Here is an 18,184-nt window from a genome sequence, read left to right on the forward strand (position 1 = left end):
AAACTTCATCAGGGCTGTTAAAGGTTTTATCTATTTTAGAAAGTCTGTGTAGATTAGACTATAATTTCTGATTCAACAGCTTCATTTCGAAAAACTGGTACATCGTTAATTATATCTAACACTATGCTATTAGATTTAGAAACTTTATTGGTCAACACTTGCATAGACAATTCATTTATAACCATTTTTTGAATTAGTCTTTTAATTGGACGTGCTCCATATTGAGGATCGTACCCCTGATTTGCAAGCCAGGTAATTGCTGATTCTGTCAAATTCAATTGAATATTATTTTTAAGTGCAAGTGCTTTTACTTTCTCAATCTGTAACACTACAATTTGTCTGATTTGTTCAAACATCAAAGGACGGAACATGATGATATCGTCAATACGGTTTAAAAATTCTGGGCGAATTGTTTGTCGCAACCTGTACATCACTTCCTCGCGGGTTTTTTCAACAACTTCATCAACCTTGTTTTCGGGTAAATTTTCAAACTGTCTTTGAATTATGTCTGAACCCATATTTGAGGTCATGATGATGACCGTGTTTTTAAAATTAACCGTTCGTCCTTTATTATCCGTCAATCTGCCATCGTCTAAAACCTGCAGCAAAACATTAAATACATCAGGATGTGCTTTTTCGATTTCATCCAGCAAAACGACCGAATATGGTTTGCGTCGTACAGCTTCAGTCAATTGACCCCCTTCTTCATATCCAACATATCCGGGAGGAGAACCAATCAGTCTTGAAACAGTATGTTTTTCCTGAAATTCGGACATATCTATCCGGGTCATCAGGCTTTCGTCGTCAAATAAAAATTCGGCAAGTGCTTTTGAAAGTTCAGTTTTGCCTACACCGGTAGTTCCGAGAAACAAAAAAGAACCTATTGGTCGGTTAGGGTCCTGAAATCCGGCACGGCTTCGTCTGATAGCTTCTGCAACTGCCTGTATGGCTTCATATTGACCAATAACCCGTTTGCTTAGAAGTGCTTCCAAATGTACCAATTTATCTCTTTCACTTTCCATCATTTTACTGACGGGTATGCCTGTCCATTTTGAAACAATTTCAGCAATATCGTCCGCATCTATTTCTTCTTTAAGCATTCGCTTGCCTTCAGCCATATTATGAAGTTGAGATTCTAATTCTTTAATATCCAACTCGAGTGCTTTAATTCTTCCATATCTTATTTCAGCAACTTTTTCATAATTCCCTTCCCGCTCAAATTGTAAAGCTTCTTGTTTTAGAATATCAATTTTTGCTTTTTTGCTTTGAATAGTTTCTAATAAGTCTTTTTCCTGCTGCCATTGTGCTTTCATTTGGTTCTTTTCCTCCATTAAATTGGCGATTTGTTCGTTTAATTTCGCCAATTTTTTCTCATCGTTTTCTTTGATGATAGCAGCCCGTTCAATCTCAAGTTGTCTGAGTTTGCGTTCGGTAACTTCTAACGGTTCAGGCAATGAATCAATTTCTATTCTCAATCGGGCAGCAGCTTCATCAATTAAGTCAATTGCTTTGTCCGGCAATTTTCTTTCTGTAATATATCTATCTGATAGTGTAACAGCAGCTATAATTGCATTGTCTTTGATGGTTACTTTATGATGATTTTCATAGCGCTCTTTTAACCCTCTTAAAATAGAGATACTATCTTGTAAATCAGGTTCATCTATTATCACTTCCTGAAAACGGCGAACCAATGCTTTGTCTTTTTCAAAATACTTTTGGTATTCATTCAAGGTAGTTGCTCCTATTGCTCTTAGTTCTCCTCTTGCTAGCGCCGGTTTTAAAATGTTTGCTGCATCCATTGCACCTTCTGAAGCGCCGGCACCAATCAACGTGTGGATTTCATCAATAAAGAGAACTATTCTGCCATCACTTTCAGTTACCTCTTTAATAACGGCCTTTAGTCTTTCTTCAAAATCTCCCCGATATTTTGCTCCTGCCATCAAAGCACCCATATCAAGGGTATAAATAATCTTATTGCGCAAGTTTTCAGGGACATCTTTATTTACAATTCTAAAAGCTATACCTTCGGCAATTGCTGTTTTACCAACTCCCGGTTCTCCAATAAGTAACGGATTATTTTTTGTTCGCCGTGCTAAAATTTGCATTACGCGCCTGATTTCTTCGTCTCGCCCAATAACAGGATCTAATTTTCCGGATTCTGCCAATGCGTTTAAATTTCGGGCAAATTTTTCGAGAGCGTTATAGCCTGTTTCTGCATTTTGGTCTGTAATTTTTGCTCCTTTTCTTAATTCTAATATTGCAGATTTCAGATTGCTCGATTTAGCTCCCAATTCTTTAAGCAATTGTGAAGTTTTGTCGCCAATTTCAAGTAATCCTAACAACAAATGTTCGAGGGCGATATAGGTATCTCCAAATTCTTGTGCAAATTTGTTGGCTGAAAGTAAAACTTTGTTTAAATCTCCACTCATTCTTTGTTCAGTGTTGCCGCTAACTCTTGGAAGTTTTGCCAACACCTCTTCGACCTTGCCGAGCAGAATGTTTTTATTCACACCAGATTTTTGTAAAATAAAAGGAATAGACTCCGTATCGGTGTCTAAAATACCTTTCAGCAAATGTATCGTATCCCACGAAGGATGACTTCCATTAAATGCAGCTTGCTGTGCATGTTGTAAAGCTTCCTGTGCTTTGTGAGTGAAATTTTCGAGGGTCATATTTGGTTCGGTTTTAGGTTATTAATTTTTGAGTTAAAATGGTCAATTCTTATGCCAAGGAGCTTTTTCAATAAATATAAGACTTTTTGTCAGTATTTATTTTTACTCGTATAAGTTTTGACAGGCAACTTTGAACAAATGAGTAAGAATGACAGAATAATATAAATCTTGTCAGATGAAATTAAAATGAAGAATAAATAAAAAAGCGGCAATATAAAGTCTAAAGTTATTTACACAGATTCTGTTATTTTTCAGCTAAAAAATGATTGTAAATTGGTAAGAGAATGTTCAAAATTGGGTTACCAGATCAATTTTCCCGACAAATAGTCTCTGACTTCTTTGAACCATTCATCTGCTAATATGCTTAATACAATAGTATCTCGTCGTTTCCCTGAATGCGTAACAGTATTGCTTCTCAAAATTCCTTCCGGTTTGCAACCAATGCTTTTCATAGCTTGAATACTTCTTTGATTGTTCAGGTCTGCTCTAAATTCAACCCTTTCAAATTTCATCTCTTCAAAGGCAAATTGAAGCATAAGGAATTTGCAATGTTTATTGATTCCTGAACCTTGAAATTCTTTACCATACCAGGTATATCCCAACTGCAGCGTTTTATGGTATAATTGTATATCATAAAATCTGGTGCTTCCGGCATACTGATTTTTTCTTTTATCAAAGACGATAAAGGGATACTCATTTTTTTGAATTCGGGCTTCTACTGCAGTTTGAATGTATTGTTTTAACATTTCGGCACTGCCGGCTGCAACCAGAGAATACTTCCAGATTTCAGGTTCTTGCAAAGAAAAAGGCAACAAGGTTTCGTAATCGGAAATTTCAAGAGGTCGGAGTAAAACCACTTTATTTTCTAAGCTAATATTACTGGAAAAATTAAAAGTATTCATCTTTAAATAATAGGGTTTAATAGTTTTTTAGATTTGTGGTAAGAGGATTTTTATTAGAGTTTTAATAAGAAGCAGGTATTCCTGTTGTCAAAGCTCTTGGAAAATGAACAAAGCAAAATTAATGTTAAGCATAATTTAGATAAAACAAATTTTAGTTTCAATTGCCAACATTTATTTTCGAGACAAAACAGTAACTTTTAACTTTTTACAACCTCATCACACTAAATCATACTGTTGATTTAAAATCTGGAGTAAAGTTGATAATAACTTCAGATTTTTACCTCACTTTTGTATTTGTGAAACGATATATACCATTTAACAAGCCCTTTTTAACAGGAAAAGAAACTCAATACATTGAACAGGCAGTGGGTTTAGGCCATTTGTCGGGAGATGGGGAGTTTACCAAAAAATGCCATCATTTTTTTGAAAGCAAATATGGATTTAAAAAAACACTGTTAACCACTTCCTGTACCGATGCACTCGAAATGTGTGCAATTCTGATTAATACTCAGCCTCAAGATGAGATTATTATTCCTTCTTATACATTTGTTTCCTGTGCAAATGCTTTTGTTTTAAGAGGTGCTAAAATTGTGTTTGCTGACTGTGAAGCAAATTCACCAAATATTGATGCCGATTTACTGGAGGATTTGGTAACTCCCAAAACTAAAGCAATTGTAGTAGTACATTATGCAGGAATTGCCTGTGATATGGATAAGATCATGAACTTTGCTAATCGGTACGGGCTATATGTTATTGAAGATGCCGCTCACAGCATTGATTCTTTTTATAAAAACCAACCATTGGGAAGTTTGGGGCATTTAGCGACTTTTTCCTTTCACGAAACTAAAAATGTGATTTCCGGTGAAGGGGGAATGATTGTAATCAATGATCAACAGTTCAATAATCGTGCTGAAATTATCCGCGAAAAAGGAACTAACCGTTCAGCTTTTTTCAGGGGTGAAATCAACAAATATGAATGGGTTGATATTGGATCTTCTTTTCTTCCATCTGAAATAACCGCTGCTTTTTTATTTTCGCAATTAGAGCAAATTAATATTATACAGGAAAAAAGAATACAACTTTGGCAGCGTTATTTTCATAACTTGCTTTCATTAAGCAATTCTGGTTTTTTTACACTTCCCCAAATTCCTGATTATGGCCACTGCAATGGGCATTTGTTCTATTTGGTTTGTAACAAACCTGAAACTCGCACCCAACTTATTGAGTATTTACACAGAGAAAATATACAGGCTGTTTTTCATTATGTTTCTTTACACAGTTCAACTTATTATCAACATTTTCATGGACAACGGCTGTTGCCAAACTGTCACCGCTTCAGCAATTGTTTGATGAGATTGCCATTATTTTATGAACTTACTATCGAAGAAGTGGATGATATATGTAATCATATCATACAGTTCTTTCAATCGGAATAACTACTTAGAAAAAGATTTTTCGTCAATCATTTATTGCTTTGGAATAGACTATTAAAAAATCAGACAATTATAGTTCTCATTATGACGGAACTTTTTCTTTAAAAATTTAGTTTAATTTGCTGTTTGCACAATAAAAGCTTTACAATTTCCGATTATTGTCAAGTGAGAATTGTAGTTTTACGGCTTGTTAGGATTTTCAATCTGCTTTAACTACTCCAAAACTTAAAAAACAAAAATTAATTAATCCACATTTTATCTTGATTACTTATGAAGTACTTCCTACGCTTTTTTTTCTTTGGTTTTTTTGATGGCATTGGTTACTGTTTCCGGAAATCAAGTTTCTGCTCAAAGCAGTACTGAAATGCTTGAAAAATTCCAGAAACTTTTTGCAGGTGAAGAAAAACAACAAAACACTTACTACAACAAAAACAAACAAAAAGTCAGTGTTACCATTCAGGATTTGGAATGGACAGATGTGCTGACCTATAGTTCTGTAAAAGATAATTTAGCTTCTGCTTTGTCGGGAAGTACTAATTTGAATGTGAAAGAAATCAACTTCATGCCCGATTTTGACGAAGGTTTTTACTTTTTAAGTTTTAATCTTGAAGAGGCTGATGCCACAAAGGTAGTCATACTGGATGTTGCCGGTCGGGAAATTCACAGTGAAAGTATTGATGAATTTTCAGGCACCTATGAAAGCAGAATTAATATTCCGGCAAATCAAAAAGGCACTTACTTCTTAAAAGTTGTTCAGGGGTTCAGCCTGTTAAACAAAAAACTGGTCATTGAGTAAAATCTATTAAGCAATTTAATTATTTTGAAACAATAAGCTAAATTGTTTGAAGATTTAGATTTGAAATATCAAAACTCTTGAAATACTGAACAGGATTTTGGTTTTTTGGTTTTTTGTTTTGGTATTTGGTAATTTAGAGATAAATAGGATTGCTACACCCTGTATATATATGACTTGAATCCCTTAAAAATGAAATGCCGGATATGATATTAATCGTATCCGGCATTTTTTATGTGTATTATTTAACCCCAATGTTTGCTATGCAAGTCAAAAACTTAATAACAACAGTCGGAGTCATTTATGAAGACAATGATATTGTAGTGGTCAATAAACCTGCTCATATACTGAGTATTCCCGACAGATTTAATCCGGATATCCCAAACATTCAGTCGTTTTTACAAAACAGATTAGGGCGAGTTTGGACAATACATCGGTTGGACAGGGAAACAAGCGGAATTTTATGTTTTGCTAAAAACGAAGAAGCACATCGTCATATCTCCCTTCAATTCGAAAAACATACGGTCAGAAAAATTTACCATGCTATAGTCGAAGGCATTTTGTCCGAACCCGTAGCAGAAATAGATCTGCCAATTGCTGAAATTCCATCCAAACGAGGGGTAATGCATATTAACCGTCTTCACGGTAAACCTTCAGTCAGTAAATACAGAATCATTGAGCAGTTTAAAAACTTTGCTTATGTTGAAGTTCTGCTCACTACGGGGAGAACTCATCAAATCAGAGTACATTTTCAAGCAATTGGCCATCCATTGGCTGTAGATCCTGTCTATGGTGGTAAAGAGGCTTTTTATCTTTCTTCAGTTAAAAGGCATTACCATGTTAAAAAAAACGAAGAAGAGAAACCAATGATTGATCGGGTTACCCTTCATGCCTTTTCACTTGAGTTGATTCATCCCATGAATGAAAAACCGGTTTATTTTTCTGCACCTTTACCTAAGGATATCGCTGCAATGATCAATCAGCTTCGCCAATATAACCGTTTATCTGATTAGTTATCAATTTTTTACTCATGAAACTCGTTTTCGCTACACACAATAGCCATAAACTCCGCGAAGTGCAAGACATGATTGGCAACAAAGTTGACTTGATAAGTCTCCTTGATTTAGAATTTAACGAGGATATAGCGGAACCTTTTCCGAGTTTGGAAGAAAACGCTTTGATTAAAGCCAGAACAATTCATCAACGTTTCAATATGAATTGTTTTGCAGAAGATACCGGACTTGAAATAGACAGCTTAGGCGGAGAGCCGGGCGTTTTGAGTGCCCGTTATGCAGGTGAAAATAAGAATTCGGAAGAAAATATTCGGTTGGTATTATCGAAAATGAAAGGAATAACTAATCGGTCTGCTCAGTTCAGAACAGTATTAGCATTGATTTTAAATAATAAGGAATATTTTTTCGAAGGAATAATCCGAGGCAACATTTCTGCTGAAAAAAGCGGAACAAAAGGGTTTGGTTACGATCCGATTTTTGTTCCTTTAGGATATACTAAATCTTTTGCTGAAATGACTGCCGCAGAGAAAAACAAAATTAGCCATAGATATAAAGCTATTGAGCAATTGGCCATTTTTTTAAAACATATAAACAATGGGGAAAATTGAAACCTATTGTTCTAAATAAATTTTTAACAGATAATAAGTCGCATAAAAAGACGATTAGGTCGTAGAGATAAGAGTGTTTTCTTAGTTTTATTGAAGGTAAAAGGAAAAATATTTTCAAAGTTTTATTGGTAATATTGCAGGCATCGGGTTAGCCTGTAAATTAGTCCTTCTCAAAAACATCCTTCATTTTTTCAAAAAAACTGCGCCTTTTTTGTGGAGGGTTGTCTTTTTCATTATTGGTTTTAGTCTTTTCATCAGGTTTTTGACCGTTTACTGTTTGACCTGGAGGTGGAGGGGTTACTTTTTGTTTGGGCTTTAAGATATATTCACCGTTGGGTGAAATCTCAAATTCGTTGTTGTTGTCCTCAGCCTCAATATTTGTAGGAATTTCCCAAAGATTTTCGACATAAGGCGGGCAATCGAGCAAACCGGATAAATATTCCGGTAAATTTGGGAAGTCTTCATAAATCAGGAACTTATAATCTTTGTGTTCATAAAGCTGCCGGAAAAATTCTGCCCAAATAGGCAAAGCGGTGTTTGCACCCTGACCTAATGAAATACTGTTGAACCTGATTAACCTGTTTGAACCTCCGACCCAGGCGCCTGCAACATATTTGGGCGTTATACCCATAAACCATCCGTCTGTTTGATTTTGAGTAGTTCCGGTTTTCCCACCAACTGCACTGTTAATGTTATATTTATTCCTGATTCTTTGGGCTGTTCCGTCATTTACAACCTCCTGTAACATTTCGAGCATGAGTGCTGCTGTTTCGGCTGAAATAACTTTTGTTTTTTCGCCACTTACCGTAAAGGCCTGTAAAATTCTTCCGTTTCTATCCGTAATTTTATTCAGGTAAACCGGTTTAACGCTATAGCCTTTGTTGGGAAAAATACTGTATGCGCTCATCATTTCCTGCAAAGAAATATCGGCAGCACCCAAGGCAATTGAAGGCATGGAAGGTATCTGGCTGTTGATACCGGCTAATTTTGCAATTTTCAATACTTCATTTACACCTGTTTCCAGTATAATCTGAACAGAAACTGTATTGACCGAACTTGTCAAAGCACCGGACATAGAATAAAAACCGCCATATTTTTCATCCGAGTTTTGAGGAGTCCAGTTTTGGTAATCTTCGTAAGTTCTCAGTTCGTTGGGAAAATAATTGCAGGGGGGCATATTGTTTTCAATTGCTGTCGCATATACAATTGGTTTAAAAGTTGAGCCTACCTGCCGTTTGGCTTTAGTATGGTCAAACTGAAAATCGCGATGACTTATGCTTCCCACCCATGCCTTTACTTGTCCCGTAGAAGCTTCCATTACCATAAAACCCGTGTTTAAAAACATCTGATAATAGATAATGGAATCAAGAGGAGATAAATTTTTTTCGACAATTCCAGGTTTGCCACTTTCCCATTCAAAAAGTCGCATGGGTACTTTAGTTTTAAAAACCTTGTCAATTTCTGCCTCCGTAAGACCCTGTGATTTCAGATTTAAATAACGCGCGGATTGTTTTTTTGCCTGAACAATATATTCCTGATTACTCCCCCAGGGTTTTTTAGTTTTCCAGTGATTTTGAAAGGACTTTTGTAAGTCAGACATGTTTTTACTGACAGAATTTTGAGCAATTGTCTGCATCCTTGAATCAATCGTAGTATAAACTTTCAACCCATCTGTGTAGAGGTTGTATGGTTTTCCATCCGGTTTAAGGTGAGTTTTGCACCAGTCTTTCAACTCGAGCCGGAGTTGTTCTCTGAAATGGGGTGCTAAACCATCACTTGCCGACTCACGGTTGTACTTTAACCCCAAAGGCTTTTTTTTGAATTCTTCAGTTTTGGCTTTAGTCAGGTAATTGTATTTAGACATTTGGTCAAGTACCACATTTCGGCGGGAAAGTGATTTCTCCGGATTTATACGAGGATTGTAGGAAGTAGGGGCTTTTAACATGCCAATCAGAGTTGCCGCTTGTTCAGCATCTAATTTTGCCGGCGATTTGCTGAAAAACCTGCGTGAAGCTGCGTCTATTCCAAAAACATCTTCGCCAAAAGAGACGGTGTTCAGATAGAGCGTTAAAACATCGTTTTTGTTATATACTTTTTCCAATCGTCCTGCTATTATAGCTTCACGGGTTTTATTGACCGGCATAGTGAGAAACCCGTGATTTTTTCTGGGAAACAAGTTTTTAATCAATTGCTGACTAATTGTGCTACCTCCCCCAGCACTGTCATCTCTAAGCAATATTGATTTAATTAAAACCCTGAACAAACTTCGTGTATCAACGCCCTCATGGCGGAAAAACCGGGCATCTTCGGTAGCAATCAAAGCATTCACTGCATAAGGTGAAATGTCAATAAACTTAACGATTGTGCGGTTTTCAAGGTAATATTTACCCATCAAAACATTGTCAGACGAATAAATTTCTGTGGCAACTGCGTTTTGAATATTTCTTAAGTCGTCTTCTGCGGGAATTTCACCAAAAGCACCATACAGGACAGAATAATAAAAACCAAGCGCTAAAATTGCAGTCAAACTTAGACCAAAAACCATCACTTTCAGTGCTGCTATTATTTTTGGACGAAGATTTTCCCAAATTTCCCTGTAATCTGTTGGTTTATTATTCATAAGTCTTGATTCATCAATATTTACATACTAATTGTCCGGTGTTTCGGTTGAGAGATTACTCTGATTATTATCTAATCTCTTAATTGAACAGGTTTAGCTTTTTTGGTTCGGTAACGCATATTCAGAAGTTCCACGCCCAAGGAGAAAAACATACTGACATAAATATAACCCTTCGGAACATGTTGATGGAAACCTTCTGCCAAAAGCATAAATCCGATGAGCAACAAAAAGGCTAAAGCGAGCATTTTTACCGTAGGATGTTGCTCAATAAATTTTGCGATTGAATTGACAAAAATCAGCATGACCACCATAGAAATTACAACGGCAATAATCATAATTTCGACATGTTTAGCCAAACCTACTGCTGTTAAGATTGAATCGAACGAAAAAACCATGTCAATAAGTACAATCTGAACGATGATTGCCCCAAATGTGTTGAACTTTTTAACTTCATCTTTTAATTCTTCACCCTCCAATTTGTGGTGAATTTCAGAGGTTGCTTTATAGAGAAGGAACAACCCACCGAGAATTAAAATCAAATCCCTCCAGCTCAGGGCAAAATCCAGACCAAATTGATTGAAGTTAAAAATAGGTTGTGTTAATCCGATAATAAAGGAAATGCCTAATAATAAGGCAATTCTAAAAATAAGTGCTAAGGAAAGTCCCAATCTTCTGGCTTTAGGTTGCTGTTCATTTGGAAGCCTCCCGGTTATGATGGATAAGAAAACGAGATTATCAATTCCCAACACAACTTCCATAAGTGTGAGGGTCAGTAAACTGATGATTGCTTCGGGAGTAAACAAAAATTCCATGTTGAATAATTTATGTTGTTGACGTATTATAGTATTTAAATTTTTACCTTACTTTGTGTTACCAAATTTCATAGCTATTTTTCAGGCAAATAAGCAAAGCATTTGTAAACCTGATGCCGGTAAATACAGGTTGCCTTCATCAGGAGGGGTTTCCGTCTAAAAAGAAGCGATTTGCAATGTTCAGAGGTTATTGTTCAATTTAATTTTGTGCGAAGTTAAACACATACAATTATGTTAGGAATATACAGCGAAATAATTATTATAAGCCTGATGGGTTTATTTGGAGGTTTTATTTTCAGCTTGCAAAAAGGGCAAATGGTCTTGCCGCACAAAGAAAACTCCAAAAGTATCAATCTTGGCTTTTTGTCCAATTGTTTGTTTGGAATTGCAGGGGCAATTGTTATTTTTTTAATAGTTCCGGGCGATTTTGAGTTTAACAATCCACAATCTTCCGATTTTATAAAGTCTTTGGCTACAGCCCTTATCGGTGGATGGGGCGGGCTGACTATTATTGAGAAGGCTTTTTCGAGCAGTCTGACCGAGATTGAAAAGAAATTGAAGGCAAAAGAAGAGCAGGAAAAAACAGATGTGGTCAACAAAGAAGAAATTACTTTGTATTTAAACAGTTCAACTTCTGCGAGCTTAACTGAACGCGAGATTTCTGATAAAATCAAACAAAGCTCGCCTTTGACACGTAGCGCAATTTTTACCGAAGCCCAAAAGGTGAGAAGTGAAACCTGGAACTCGAACAAAAAAAGAATGGAACGTACTGTTCCGGTTTTTGAAGCATTGGCAGATTCTGCGGAAGGAGAAGAAAACACACATCATGTATTTGGCCAACTTGGGTTTGCACTCAAAGATCAAACTAATCCAAATTATTCGGAGGCAAAGGAAAACCTCGACAAAGCCATTGCTCTGAGAGATAAAAACAAATCCGGTGGTTTCTCGTGGTATGAATTTAACCGTGCTATCTGTCTTATTAACTCCGACCCCCGGTTTAAAGCCAAATCTCCATCAGAAAGCAATCTTAAAGATTCAATCACTTCTGATTTAAGAATTGCCTTTGCTGATGCGCTTTTAATGCAAAGGTTAGAAAAGAATGCAAGTCTTTCGGGTGGCGATCAGGACATTTTAACCATCCGAGAATGGCTGGAACTTAATAATGTCTCCGGTTCTTCGGTAGGAATTGGTTGGATTGATCCTGCCAGATAATTTCTGAGCTTCGAAAAAGTTACTGCTTTGGTTTTGATGAACTAAAAAACCCCATCCGCCAGATAGAGGGATGGGGTTTTTAAGGTAACTACCCTTTAATTTAAGCCTTTAGTTTTAGTGGATAAATATTAATTGGGCAGGGTCGCTCCAGTCTCCTTCACCTTGTCCGTTTACACATCGGGCTTGAACCCAAATATTCCTGCCAAGTGTCAGACCGGTTATGGTAATAGAAGGACTCAGTGTGTTTGAAAGGATAATCCAGACCGGTTCAGGTGTCAAATCATCATAGGTGTAACGAAACTGGTACATGATGGCATACGGATCTGAATCAAGTTTAGCATCGGCTGTACCGGATAATTTGCCGTAATCTACGGATAGATTCATGCCTCTTCCGGGAATCGGCAGTGTAGTTTTAGAGCCGCTGTAATATTCAAAACCGGAAACCGATAATTTTGCAGGGTCATTAGCCGCTACTCCCTCAATGTAGTTTACTAATATCCTTAATGCGGCTAATAATTCGGCTTTTTTCTGTTTTTTAGTCAGATTTTTTGATTTCCCTCCATCTGATGCCGCAGCAATCGCTGCCATAAAAGCATCATAAATTGTGGTTAGCTGAATAATAGTAGGATTAGGTGTCGTGTAAATCAAGCTGGCAGAGAGGACTGTTATCACCGAAAAAGTGAATGTAGCTAAACCGCTATACGATAGCTTCGTGAAATTTAATCTGATTTTGTAAATGGCCATGGCTTTTAAGATTTAAAAGTTGAAAAAATGTTTTTGTTTTTTTAGTATTTATTTTAGTAGCAGTAAATAATTCTTTATTTGCTCTATTAAACGAAATTTTTGCTTAGTTAGTTGCATGTCCGTTAATTTTTTTTTAAAAAAAATGCAGTTTCAGTTGTTTTTTACATAAAATTTTTTATGAAGCCTTGCAAAATGGGGCTTGAGGCAGGAACTGAAAAAATAAAAAAAACTGAAATTCCCGACAGGTTAATGGAGTACCAAACTGAATCAAAGGTGATTCAAACTGAATCAAAGGTGATTCAAACTGAATCAAAGGTGATTCAAACTGAATCAAAGGTGATTCAAACTGAATCAAAGGTGATTCAAACTGAATCAAAGGTGATTCAAACTGAATCAAAGGTGATTCAAACTGAATCAAAGGTGATTCAAACTGAATCAAAGGTGATTCAAACTGAATCAAAGGTGATTCAAACTGAATCAAAGGTGATTCAAACTGAATCAAAGGTGATTCAAACTGAATCAAAGGTGATTCAAACTGAATCAAAGGTGATTCAAACTGAATCAAAGGTGATTCAAACTGAATCAAAGGTGATTCAAACTGAATCAAAGGTGATTCAAACTGAATCAAAGGTGATTCAAACTGAATCAAAGGTGATTCAAACTGAAGCAAAGGTGATTCAAACCGAAGCAAAGGTGATTCAAACTGAATCAAAGGTGATTCAAACTGAATCAAAGGTGATTGAAACCTAAGCAAAGGTGATTGAAACCTAAGCAAAGGTGATTGAAACCTAAGCAAAGGTGATTCAACTCAAATCAAAGGAGAATGAAGAAGTCAGGAGGATAAAACAAACTAATTTTAACTAAAAGAACCCACCCATAACACCTCCGAGGAGAGGAATTTAAAGACGTTTGTCAGTATCTGATGGTTCAAAATGAAATTATAGTGGGTATAAGGTAATAAGGTTTTGATAACAAGAAAGTACTCGGTTACTAATTACTAAGGTAATAAGGTTTATATCACTTTTAGTTTTTCACTTACTTGTTTTTCACTTACTTGTTTTTCACTTACTTGTTTTTCACTTTTTAGTTTTTTACTTATCGCACAACCATCACACGGATTTGTTTGGTCAGTCCGGTTTCAGTTCTCAATTGCGCGATATAAGTTGCTGCCGGTAAGTCTTGGGTGTTGAAGCCGATATTGTATTCGGATTGTTCAGCGACCATATCGTCAAACAGAATTGCAATTTCTTTTCCTTCGGTTGAATAGATGGTTAGCCGCATTTTTTCAATGGTATTGGTATTAAAAGAAAGTACGGTAAAATTGTCGGTAGGATTAGGGGCAGCAGTTAGCTGTATTAGTTCTGTTTCATCGGTTTTAAATCCTCTGATAGCATTGGTTACGTTGTAGGTCTGAACCAGTGTGTTACCGCCACAATCAGTAATGGTTACCGTATAATAACCGGCAGATAAGCCGGAATAAGTATGTGTTCCGTTTGAAGAAGTAAGTGTTGCAGTAGCTATAAGCGGTGACCATGAATAATTGTAAAAGGCACCGCCGGTACAGGGAACTCCTCCTGAAACATTAAGGGTAATAGCACCGTTGCCGAGCAAAGTCATACTGCTGTTTTTGGTGATGGTAACCGACGTTACAACCAAAGGAGATCCACAGGTATTGACCGTAACCGTTGTACTTGCAGAAGCAGTACAACCACCTGTGCCCGTCACTGTAACTGTGTAAACTCCTGCCATGGCTAAAGTAGCACTTGTCCTGATTGGATTTTGTGCCGAAGAGCTGAAGCCGCCAGGTCCGTTCCATATATAACTTGTTCCACCACTCGATGTCAGGTTGATATTACTACCCGTACAAACCGGAGAATTGCTCGAAGCAACGGGGTTGGGTAAGGGGTTAATTGTAACTGTTTTTGAAGACGAAGCAGTACATCCCGCAGCATTCGTAACAGTAACGGTATAGACCCCCGCATTAACTGAAGCAGTATTCGCTATATAGGCCAATGCAGTGGTTGACGTAAAGGAATTGGGTCCGCTCCAGGCATAGGAAATACCGCCCGAAGCCGTTAAACTAAGGGGTTTGGTGGCACAAATTGTTGTTGCTCCTGTAATGCCCGGAGTTGGTTTGGGTGAAGTGGTTACCGAAGTACTCGCACTTGCCGTGCAACCACCCGAATAAGTAACGGTTACATAATAAGTACCTGCCATCGAAGCAGTTACCGGGGTTCTGACCGGGTTTTGTTGTGTAGAAGAAAACAGGTTAGGGCCGCTCCATTGGTAGGATGCCCCAGAGGAGACGGTCAGTTGCAATATGCCGCCAATACATGCGGGGCTGTTACTTCCGGCTGTCGCAGATGCAGCACTCGACACATTGACAGTATGCGATGCGGTTGTCGAGCAGCCGGATGTATTTGTAACAGTTACAGCGTATAATCCTGATGCATTGACTCCTGCGTTATTAATGTTGGCATTTGCACCTGTGGTCATAAATCCGTTGGGTCCGCTCCAAACGTAAGTAGTTCCTCCACTTGCTATCAAATTGATATTGCCCCCGACACAGATATTTGTAGTACCTGCAATAGAAGCAGTAGGTAAAGTATGAACCGAAACATTAAAGTTAGCCGATGCAGAACAGCCACCGGAATTGGTAACGGTTACAGAATAAAGTCCGGCATTGGCCGAGGATGCATTAGAAATATTGACTTGTTGGGTACTATAAACTGAACCACCCGGAGCGCTCCAAATATAACTTGCACCGGTCGAAGCGTTGAGTGAAATATTCTGACCAACACAAACTGCGGCTGTTCCGGTAATAGTGGCTGTTGTAGTTCCATTTACTGATACAGTAGTACTTACAGCAACTGCACAACCTTCAGCATTGGTTATCGTAACTACGTAAATACCCGACATTCCGGTCGTCGCATTTGGACGGATGGGATTTTGTGCAGATGAAATAAAACCATTGGGCCCACTCCACTGATAAGAAACTCCCCCCTCAGCTTGCAGTTCAATAGTTCCGTTTACACATACCGGACTATTGCTGCTTGCGGTTCCTGACGCTATAGGTAATACCATCACTGTTGCAAAACAAGAAGATGTATGCCCGGCGGCATCTGCTACTGTCAATGTTACGGTATTAGCACCGGAATTAGCGCAGGTAAAATTAGAAGGAAAAACATTCATTGAAACAGTACTGCAATTATCAGTACTGTTATTGCTGATTTGTGCAGCAGTAATTGTCGCTGTACCGGCATTGAGTGTAACACTGATATCCTGACAAACTGCAACAGGCGAAACAAGATCTTGAACCGTTACACTTGCAGCACATGTGCTTGAATTACCCGTGCCATCTGAGGCAGTAAGTGTAACCGTGTTTACGCCTAAGTTCAAACAGGTCAAGACAGAAGGATAGACTGATAAAGTAGGTGCAGAGCAGTTATCGGTCGAGCCATTGTTAATCAAATCCGGAGTTAGAAACGCCTGTCCGTTTGTATTTAACTGAACAATGGTGTTTTTGCATAGCGCTGTTGCCGGAACACCATCTATAACATTTACCTGTGCTGTACAGGTTCCTGTCAGCCCGGCAGCATCTGTTACCGTCAAAGTTACATTGTTGATGCCGGTATTTGAGCAGTTAAATAAACTTGGACTTACAGTTAAGTTAGATATACTGCAATTGTCGGAGCTGCCATTGTTTATCTGAGCGGCTGTAATACTTGCCGTTCCTAAAGAATTGAGGGTTACACTGATGTTTTGACAAAGAGCAACCGGGGCTATCGGATCTTGAACGGTAATTTGAGCAGTACAGTTACCTGAGTTTCCATTGACATCTGAAACTGTCATAACAATATTGTTTAACCCAATATCAGAGCAGTTAAAATCCGAATTACTAAGACTGATCGAGTTAAGTCCACAGAAATCTGTGCTGTTATTGTTCACTTGTGCAGGGGTAATAGTAGCCATACCCCCGGCATTTAGCTGAACAGTTACCGGCATACATATTGCTAAAGGAGGAATATTATCCTGAACAAGTACTGAACTGTTGCAAGTTGCCGAGTTTCCACTCATATCAGTAACGGTAAGAACAACAGTATTGGGATTATTGCCTATATCTGCGCAGTTAAAACTGGATTTACTAATGTTCATTCCCATTAATCCGCAAGCATCGGCAGAACCGTTGTTGATGTTTTCCGCACTAATAATTGCATTTCCTGAAGAATTAAGTTGTACTGTTATGTTTTGACAACTTGCTGTTGGAGCAAAATGGTCTTGAATGGTAACTGTTGCCAAACAGGAACTCGTATTGCCAGAAATATCTGTTACATGGAGGCTTACGATATTCGTTCCAATATTAGAACAATCAAAAAGATTAGGGGTAACACTCAGATTGGAAATTCCACAATTATCAGAACTATTGTTATTGATAAAATCTGGAAGTACGTAGGCTTCTCCACCGGAATTTACTGATAAGGTGAAGTTTTGACATACAGCAACAGGCTGCATTACATCCTGAATAACAATATTGGTTTGACAGGTAGCAGTATGATTGCTTGAATCCGTTACAGTCAGCACCACCGTTTTCGTTCCAACATCACTACAGGAAAATTCCGTCTGACTAAGGTTTAAAGATGAAATACCACAATCATCATAACTGTTACCTCCAATAGTTTGAGGCAAAATAGTTACTACTCCACTCGAGTTTAAATTAACCAAAGCAGATTGACAAATGGCAACGGGATCAAGGTCATCAGCAAGAATTAAAATTTGAGTACAAGTACAATTGTTAATATCAGAAGTAATAATAGTATAATTACCCGTTGACAAACCGTTAAATGAGGGATTAGTACTGACAAGAGTTTGATCGGGTCCTATGACTGTAAAGGTTAAAGTTCCTACCCCGCCTGATGCCGAAATGTAGATACTGCCGCTGTTACCTGTATTACATGCTGTAGAACTGATTGAAGCATTGCAAGTAACAGGAGCAGATTGAGTTAAAGTAACAGAGTTTGAGGCTATGTTGCAATTATTGGCATCAGTAACAGTAACCGAATAAGTACCAATGGACAAGTTGTTGATGGTATAGAAAGAAGTTCCGGAAATTCCGTTGCTCCAATGATAACTGTAAGGAGGAGTACCTCCCTGAGGTAACGCGGTTAACCATCCGTCATTCGCATCATTACAGGATAGATTATATCCGTTAAACGATGATGCAGTCAGTTGAACTGATAATGGATGTCCCGTAGATGAGCCGAGTATAATTATTTCCTGATTATTTTGCTGAAAACTAATAGGCGTAACACATTGCGCTCCGCTACGAATGGAAAGCAATACCAAAAATATAATGAAGATGAACTTGTTCATAGATT

General features: G+C 37.7%; 12 protein-coding genes. 6 read left to right on the top strand and 6 right to left on the bottom strand.

Translation table 11 applies throughout. The features are described from left to right. Positions 1-53 precede the first annotated feature (53 nt). Both clpB and IPM47_13195 read right to left on the bottom strand, forming a co-directional pair. Positions 54-2,672 (bottom strand): ATP-dependent chaperone ClpB, encoded by a 2,619-nt coding sequence (gene clpB / locus IPM47_13190; protein QQS27827.1) that lies wholly within the window; start codon positions 2,670-2,672, stop codon positions 54-56. A 299-nt stretch (positions 2,673-2,971) separates the two neighbouring features. Continuing rightward, positions 2,972-3,574: a GNAT family N-acetyltransferase gene (locus IPM47_13195; protein ID QQS27828.1), complete on the bottom strand. Its 603-nt coding sequence runs from the start codon at positions 3,572-3,574 to the stop codon at positions 2,972-2,974. Between the two features lie 308 nt (positions 3,575-3,882). Here IPM47_13195 and rffA point away from each other — a divergent pair, with 308 nt between their 5' ends. The 4 genes from rffA (at position 3,883) to rdgB (ending at position 7,421) form a co-directional block, all read left to right on the top strand. Next, entirely contained in the window at positions 3,883-5,010 is a 1,128-nt protein-coding gene (rffA, locus tag IPM47_13200; GenBank protein QQS31473.1) for a dTDP-4-amino-4,6-dideoxygalactose transaminase, read from the top strand. Between the two features lie 361 nt (positions 5,011-5,371). Further along, complete coding sequence (locus tag IPM47_13205; GenBank protein ID QQS27829.1) at positions 5,372-5,803, top strand: T9SS type A sorting domain-containing protein; 432 nt, start codon at positions 5,372-5,374, stop codon at positions 5,801-5,803. 260 nt (positions 5,804-6,063) lie between these two features. Beyond that, positions 6,064-6,813 carry an RluA family pseudouridine synthase gene (locus IPM47_13210; GenBank protein QQS27830.1) on the top strand — a complete coding sequence of 250 codons (750 nt, stop codon included), beginning with the start codon at positions 6,064-6,066 and terminating at the stop codon, positions 6,811-6,813. Between the two features lie 17 nt (positions 6,814-6,830). Further along, positions 6,831-7,421 carry an RdgB/HAM1 family non-canonical purine NTP pyrophosphatase gene (gene rdgB / locus IPM47_13215; protein ID QQS27831.1) on the top strand — a complete coding sequence of 197 codons (591 nt, stop codon included), beginning with the start codon at positions 6,831-6,833 and terminating at the stop codon, positions 7,419-7,421. Between the two features lie 160 nt (positions 7,422-7,581). Here the strand turns inward: rdgB and IPM47_13220 are convergent, their stop codons facing one another. Together IPM47_13220 and IPM47_13225 are read right to left on the bottom strand one after the other, a co-directional pair. Further along, positions 7,582-10,041 carry a transglycosylase domain-containing protein gene (locus tag IPM47_13220; protein ID QQS27832.1) on the bottom strand — a complete coding sequence of 820 codons (2,460 nt, stop codon included), beginning with the start codon at positions 10,039-10,041 and terminating at the stop codon, positions 7,582-7,584. Between the two features lie 71 nt (positions 10,042-10,112). Further along, the gene (locus tag IPM47_13225) at positions 10,113-10,853 is read right to left on the bottom strand and encodes a TerC family protein (GenBank protein ID QQS27833.1); all 741 of its coding nucleotides are present in this window, start codon (positions 10,851-10,853) and stop codon (positions 10,113-10,115) included. Between the two features lie 231 nt (positions 10,854-11,084). Between IPM47_13225 and IPM47_13230 the strand changes: the two genes are divergently transcribed. Then, a complete protein-coding gene (locus IPM47_13230; GenBank protein QQS27834.1) occupies positions 11,085-12,065 on the top strand; it encodes a hypothetical protein in 981 nt (326 codons plus the stop codon). Between the two features lie 114 nt (positions 12,066-12,179). Here IPM47_13230 and IPM47_13235 read toward each other — a convergent pair whose 3' ends face one another. Next, complete coding sequence (locus IPM47_13235) at positions 12,180-12,809, bottom strand: hypothetical protein (protein QQS27835.1); 630 nt, start codon at positions 12,807-12,809, stop codon at positions 12,180-12,182. 177 nt (positions 12,810-12,986) lie between these two features. Here IPM47_13235 and IPM47_13240 point away from each other — a divergent pair, with 177 nt between their 5' ends. Further along, positions 12,987-13,559 (top strand): hypothetical protein, encoded by a 573-nt coding sequence (locus IPM47_13240; GenBank protein ID QQS27836.1) that lies wholly within the window; start codon positions 12,987-12,989, stop codon positions 13,557-13,559. Positions 13,560-13,904: 345 nt separating this feature from the next. On the opposite strand, the gene IPM47_13245 is transcribed toward IPM47_13240, so the two are convergent. Then, complete coding sequence (locus IPM47_13245) at positions 13,905-18,179, bottom strand: T9SS type A sorting domain-containing protein (GenBank protein QQS27837.1); 4,275 nt, start codon at positions 18,177-18,179, stop codon at positions 13,905-13,907. Between the last annotated feature and the right edge of the window lie 5 nt (positions 18,180-18,184).

The organism is Sphingobacteriales bacterium (genome assembly GCA_016700115.1).
GTDB lineage: Bacteria > Bacteroidota > Bacteroidia > Chitinophagales > UBA2359 > UBA2359.

Coding starts and splice junctions, on each gene's coding strand:
- clpB (QQS27827.1), bottom strand. CDS start 2,672: ATGACCCTCGAAAATTTCACTCACAAAGCACAGGAAGCTTTACAACAT.
- IPM47_13195 (QQS27828.1), bottom strand. CDS start 3,574: ATGAATACTTTTAATTTTTCCAGTAATATTAGCTTAGAAAATAAAGTG.
- IPM47_13205 (QQS27829.1), top strand. CDS start 5,372: ATGCTTGAAAAATTCCAGAAACTTTTTGCAGGTGAAGAAAAACAACAA.
- IPM47_13210 (QQS27830.1), top strand. CDS start 6,064: ATGCAAGTCAAAAACTTAATAACAACAGTCGGAGTCATTTATGAAGAC.
- rdgB (QQS27831.1), top strand. CDS start 6,831: ATGAAACTCGTTTTCGCTACACACAATAGCCATAAACTCCGCGAAGTG.
- IPM47_13220 (QQS27832.1), bottom strand. CDS start 10,041: ATGAATAATAAACCAACAGATTACAGGGAAATTTGGGAAAATCTTCGT.
- IPM47_13225 (QQS27833.1), bottom strand. CDS start 10,853: ATGGAATTTTTGTTTACTCCCGAAGCAATCATCAGTTTACTGACCCTC.
- IPM47_13230 (QQS27834.1), top strand. CDS start 11,085: ATGTTAGGAATATACAGCGAAATAATTATTATAAGCCTGATGGGTTTA.
- IPM47_13235 (QQS27835.1), bottom strand. CDS start 12,809: ATGGCCATTTACAAAATCAGATTAAATTTCACGAAGCTATCGTATAGC.
- IPM47_13240 (QQS27836.1), top strand. CDS start 12,987: ATGAAGCCTTGCAAAATGGGGCTTGAGGCAGGAACTGAAAAAATAAAA.
- IPM47_13245 (QQS27837.1), bottom strand. CDS start 18,179: ATGAACAAGTTCATCTTCATTATATTTTTGGTATTGCTTTCCATTCGT.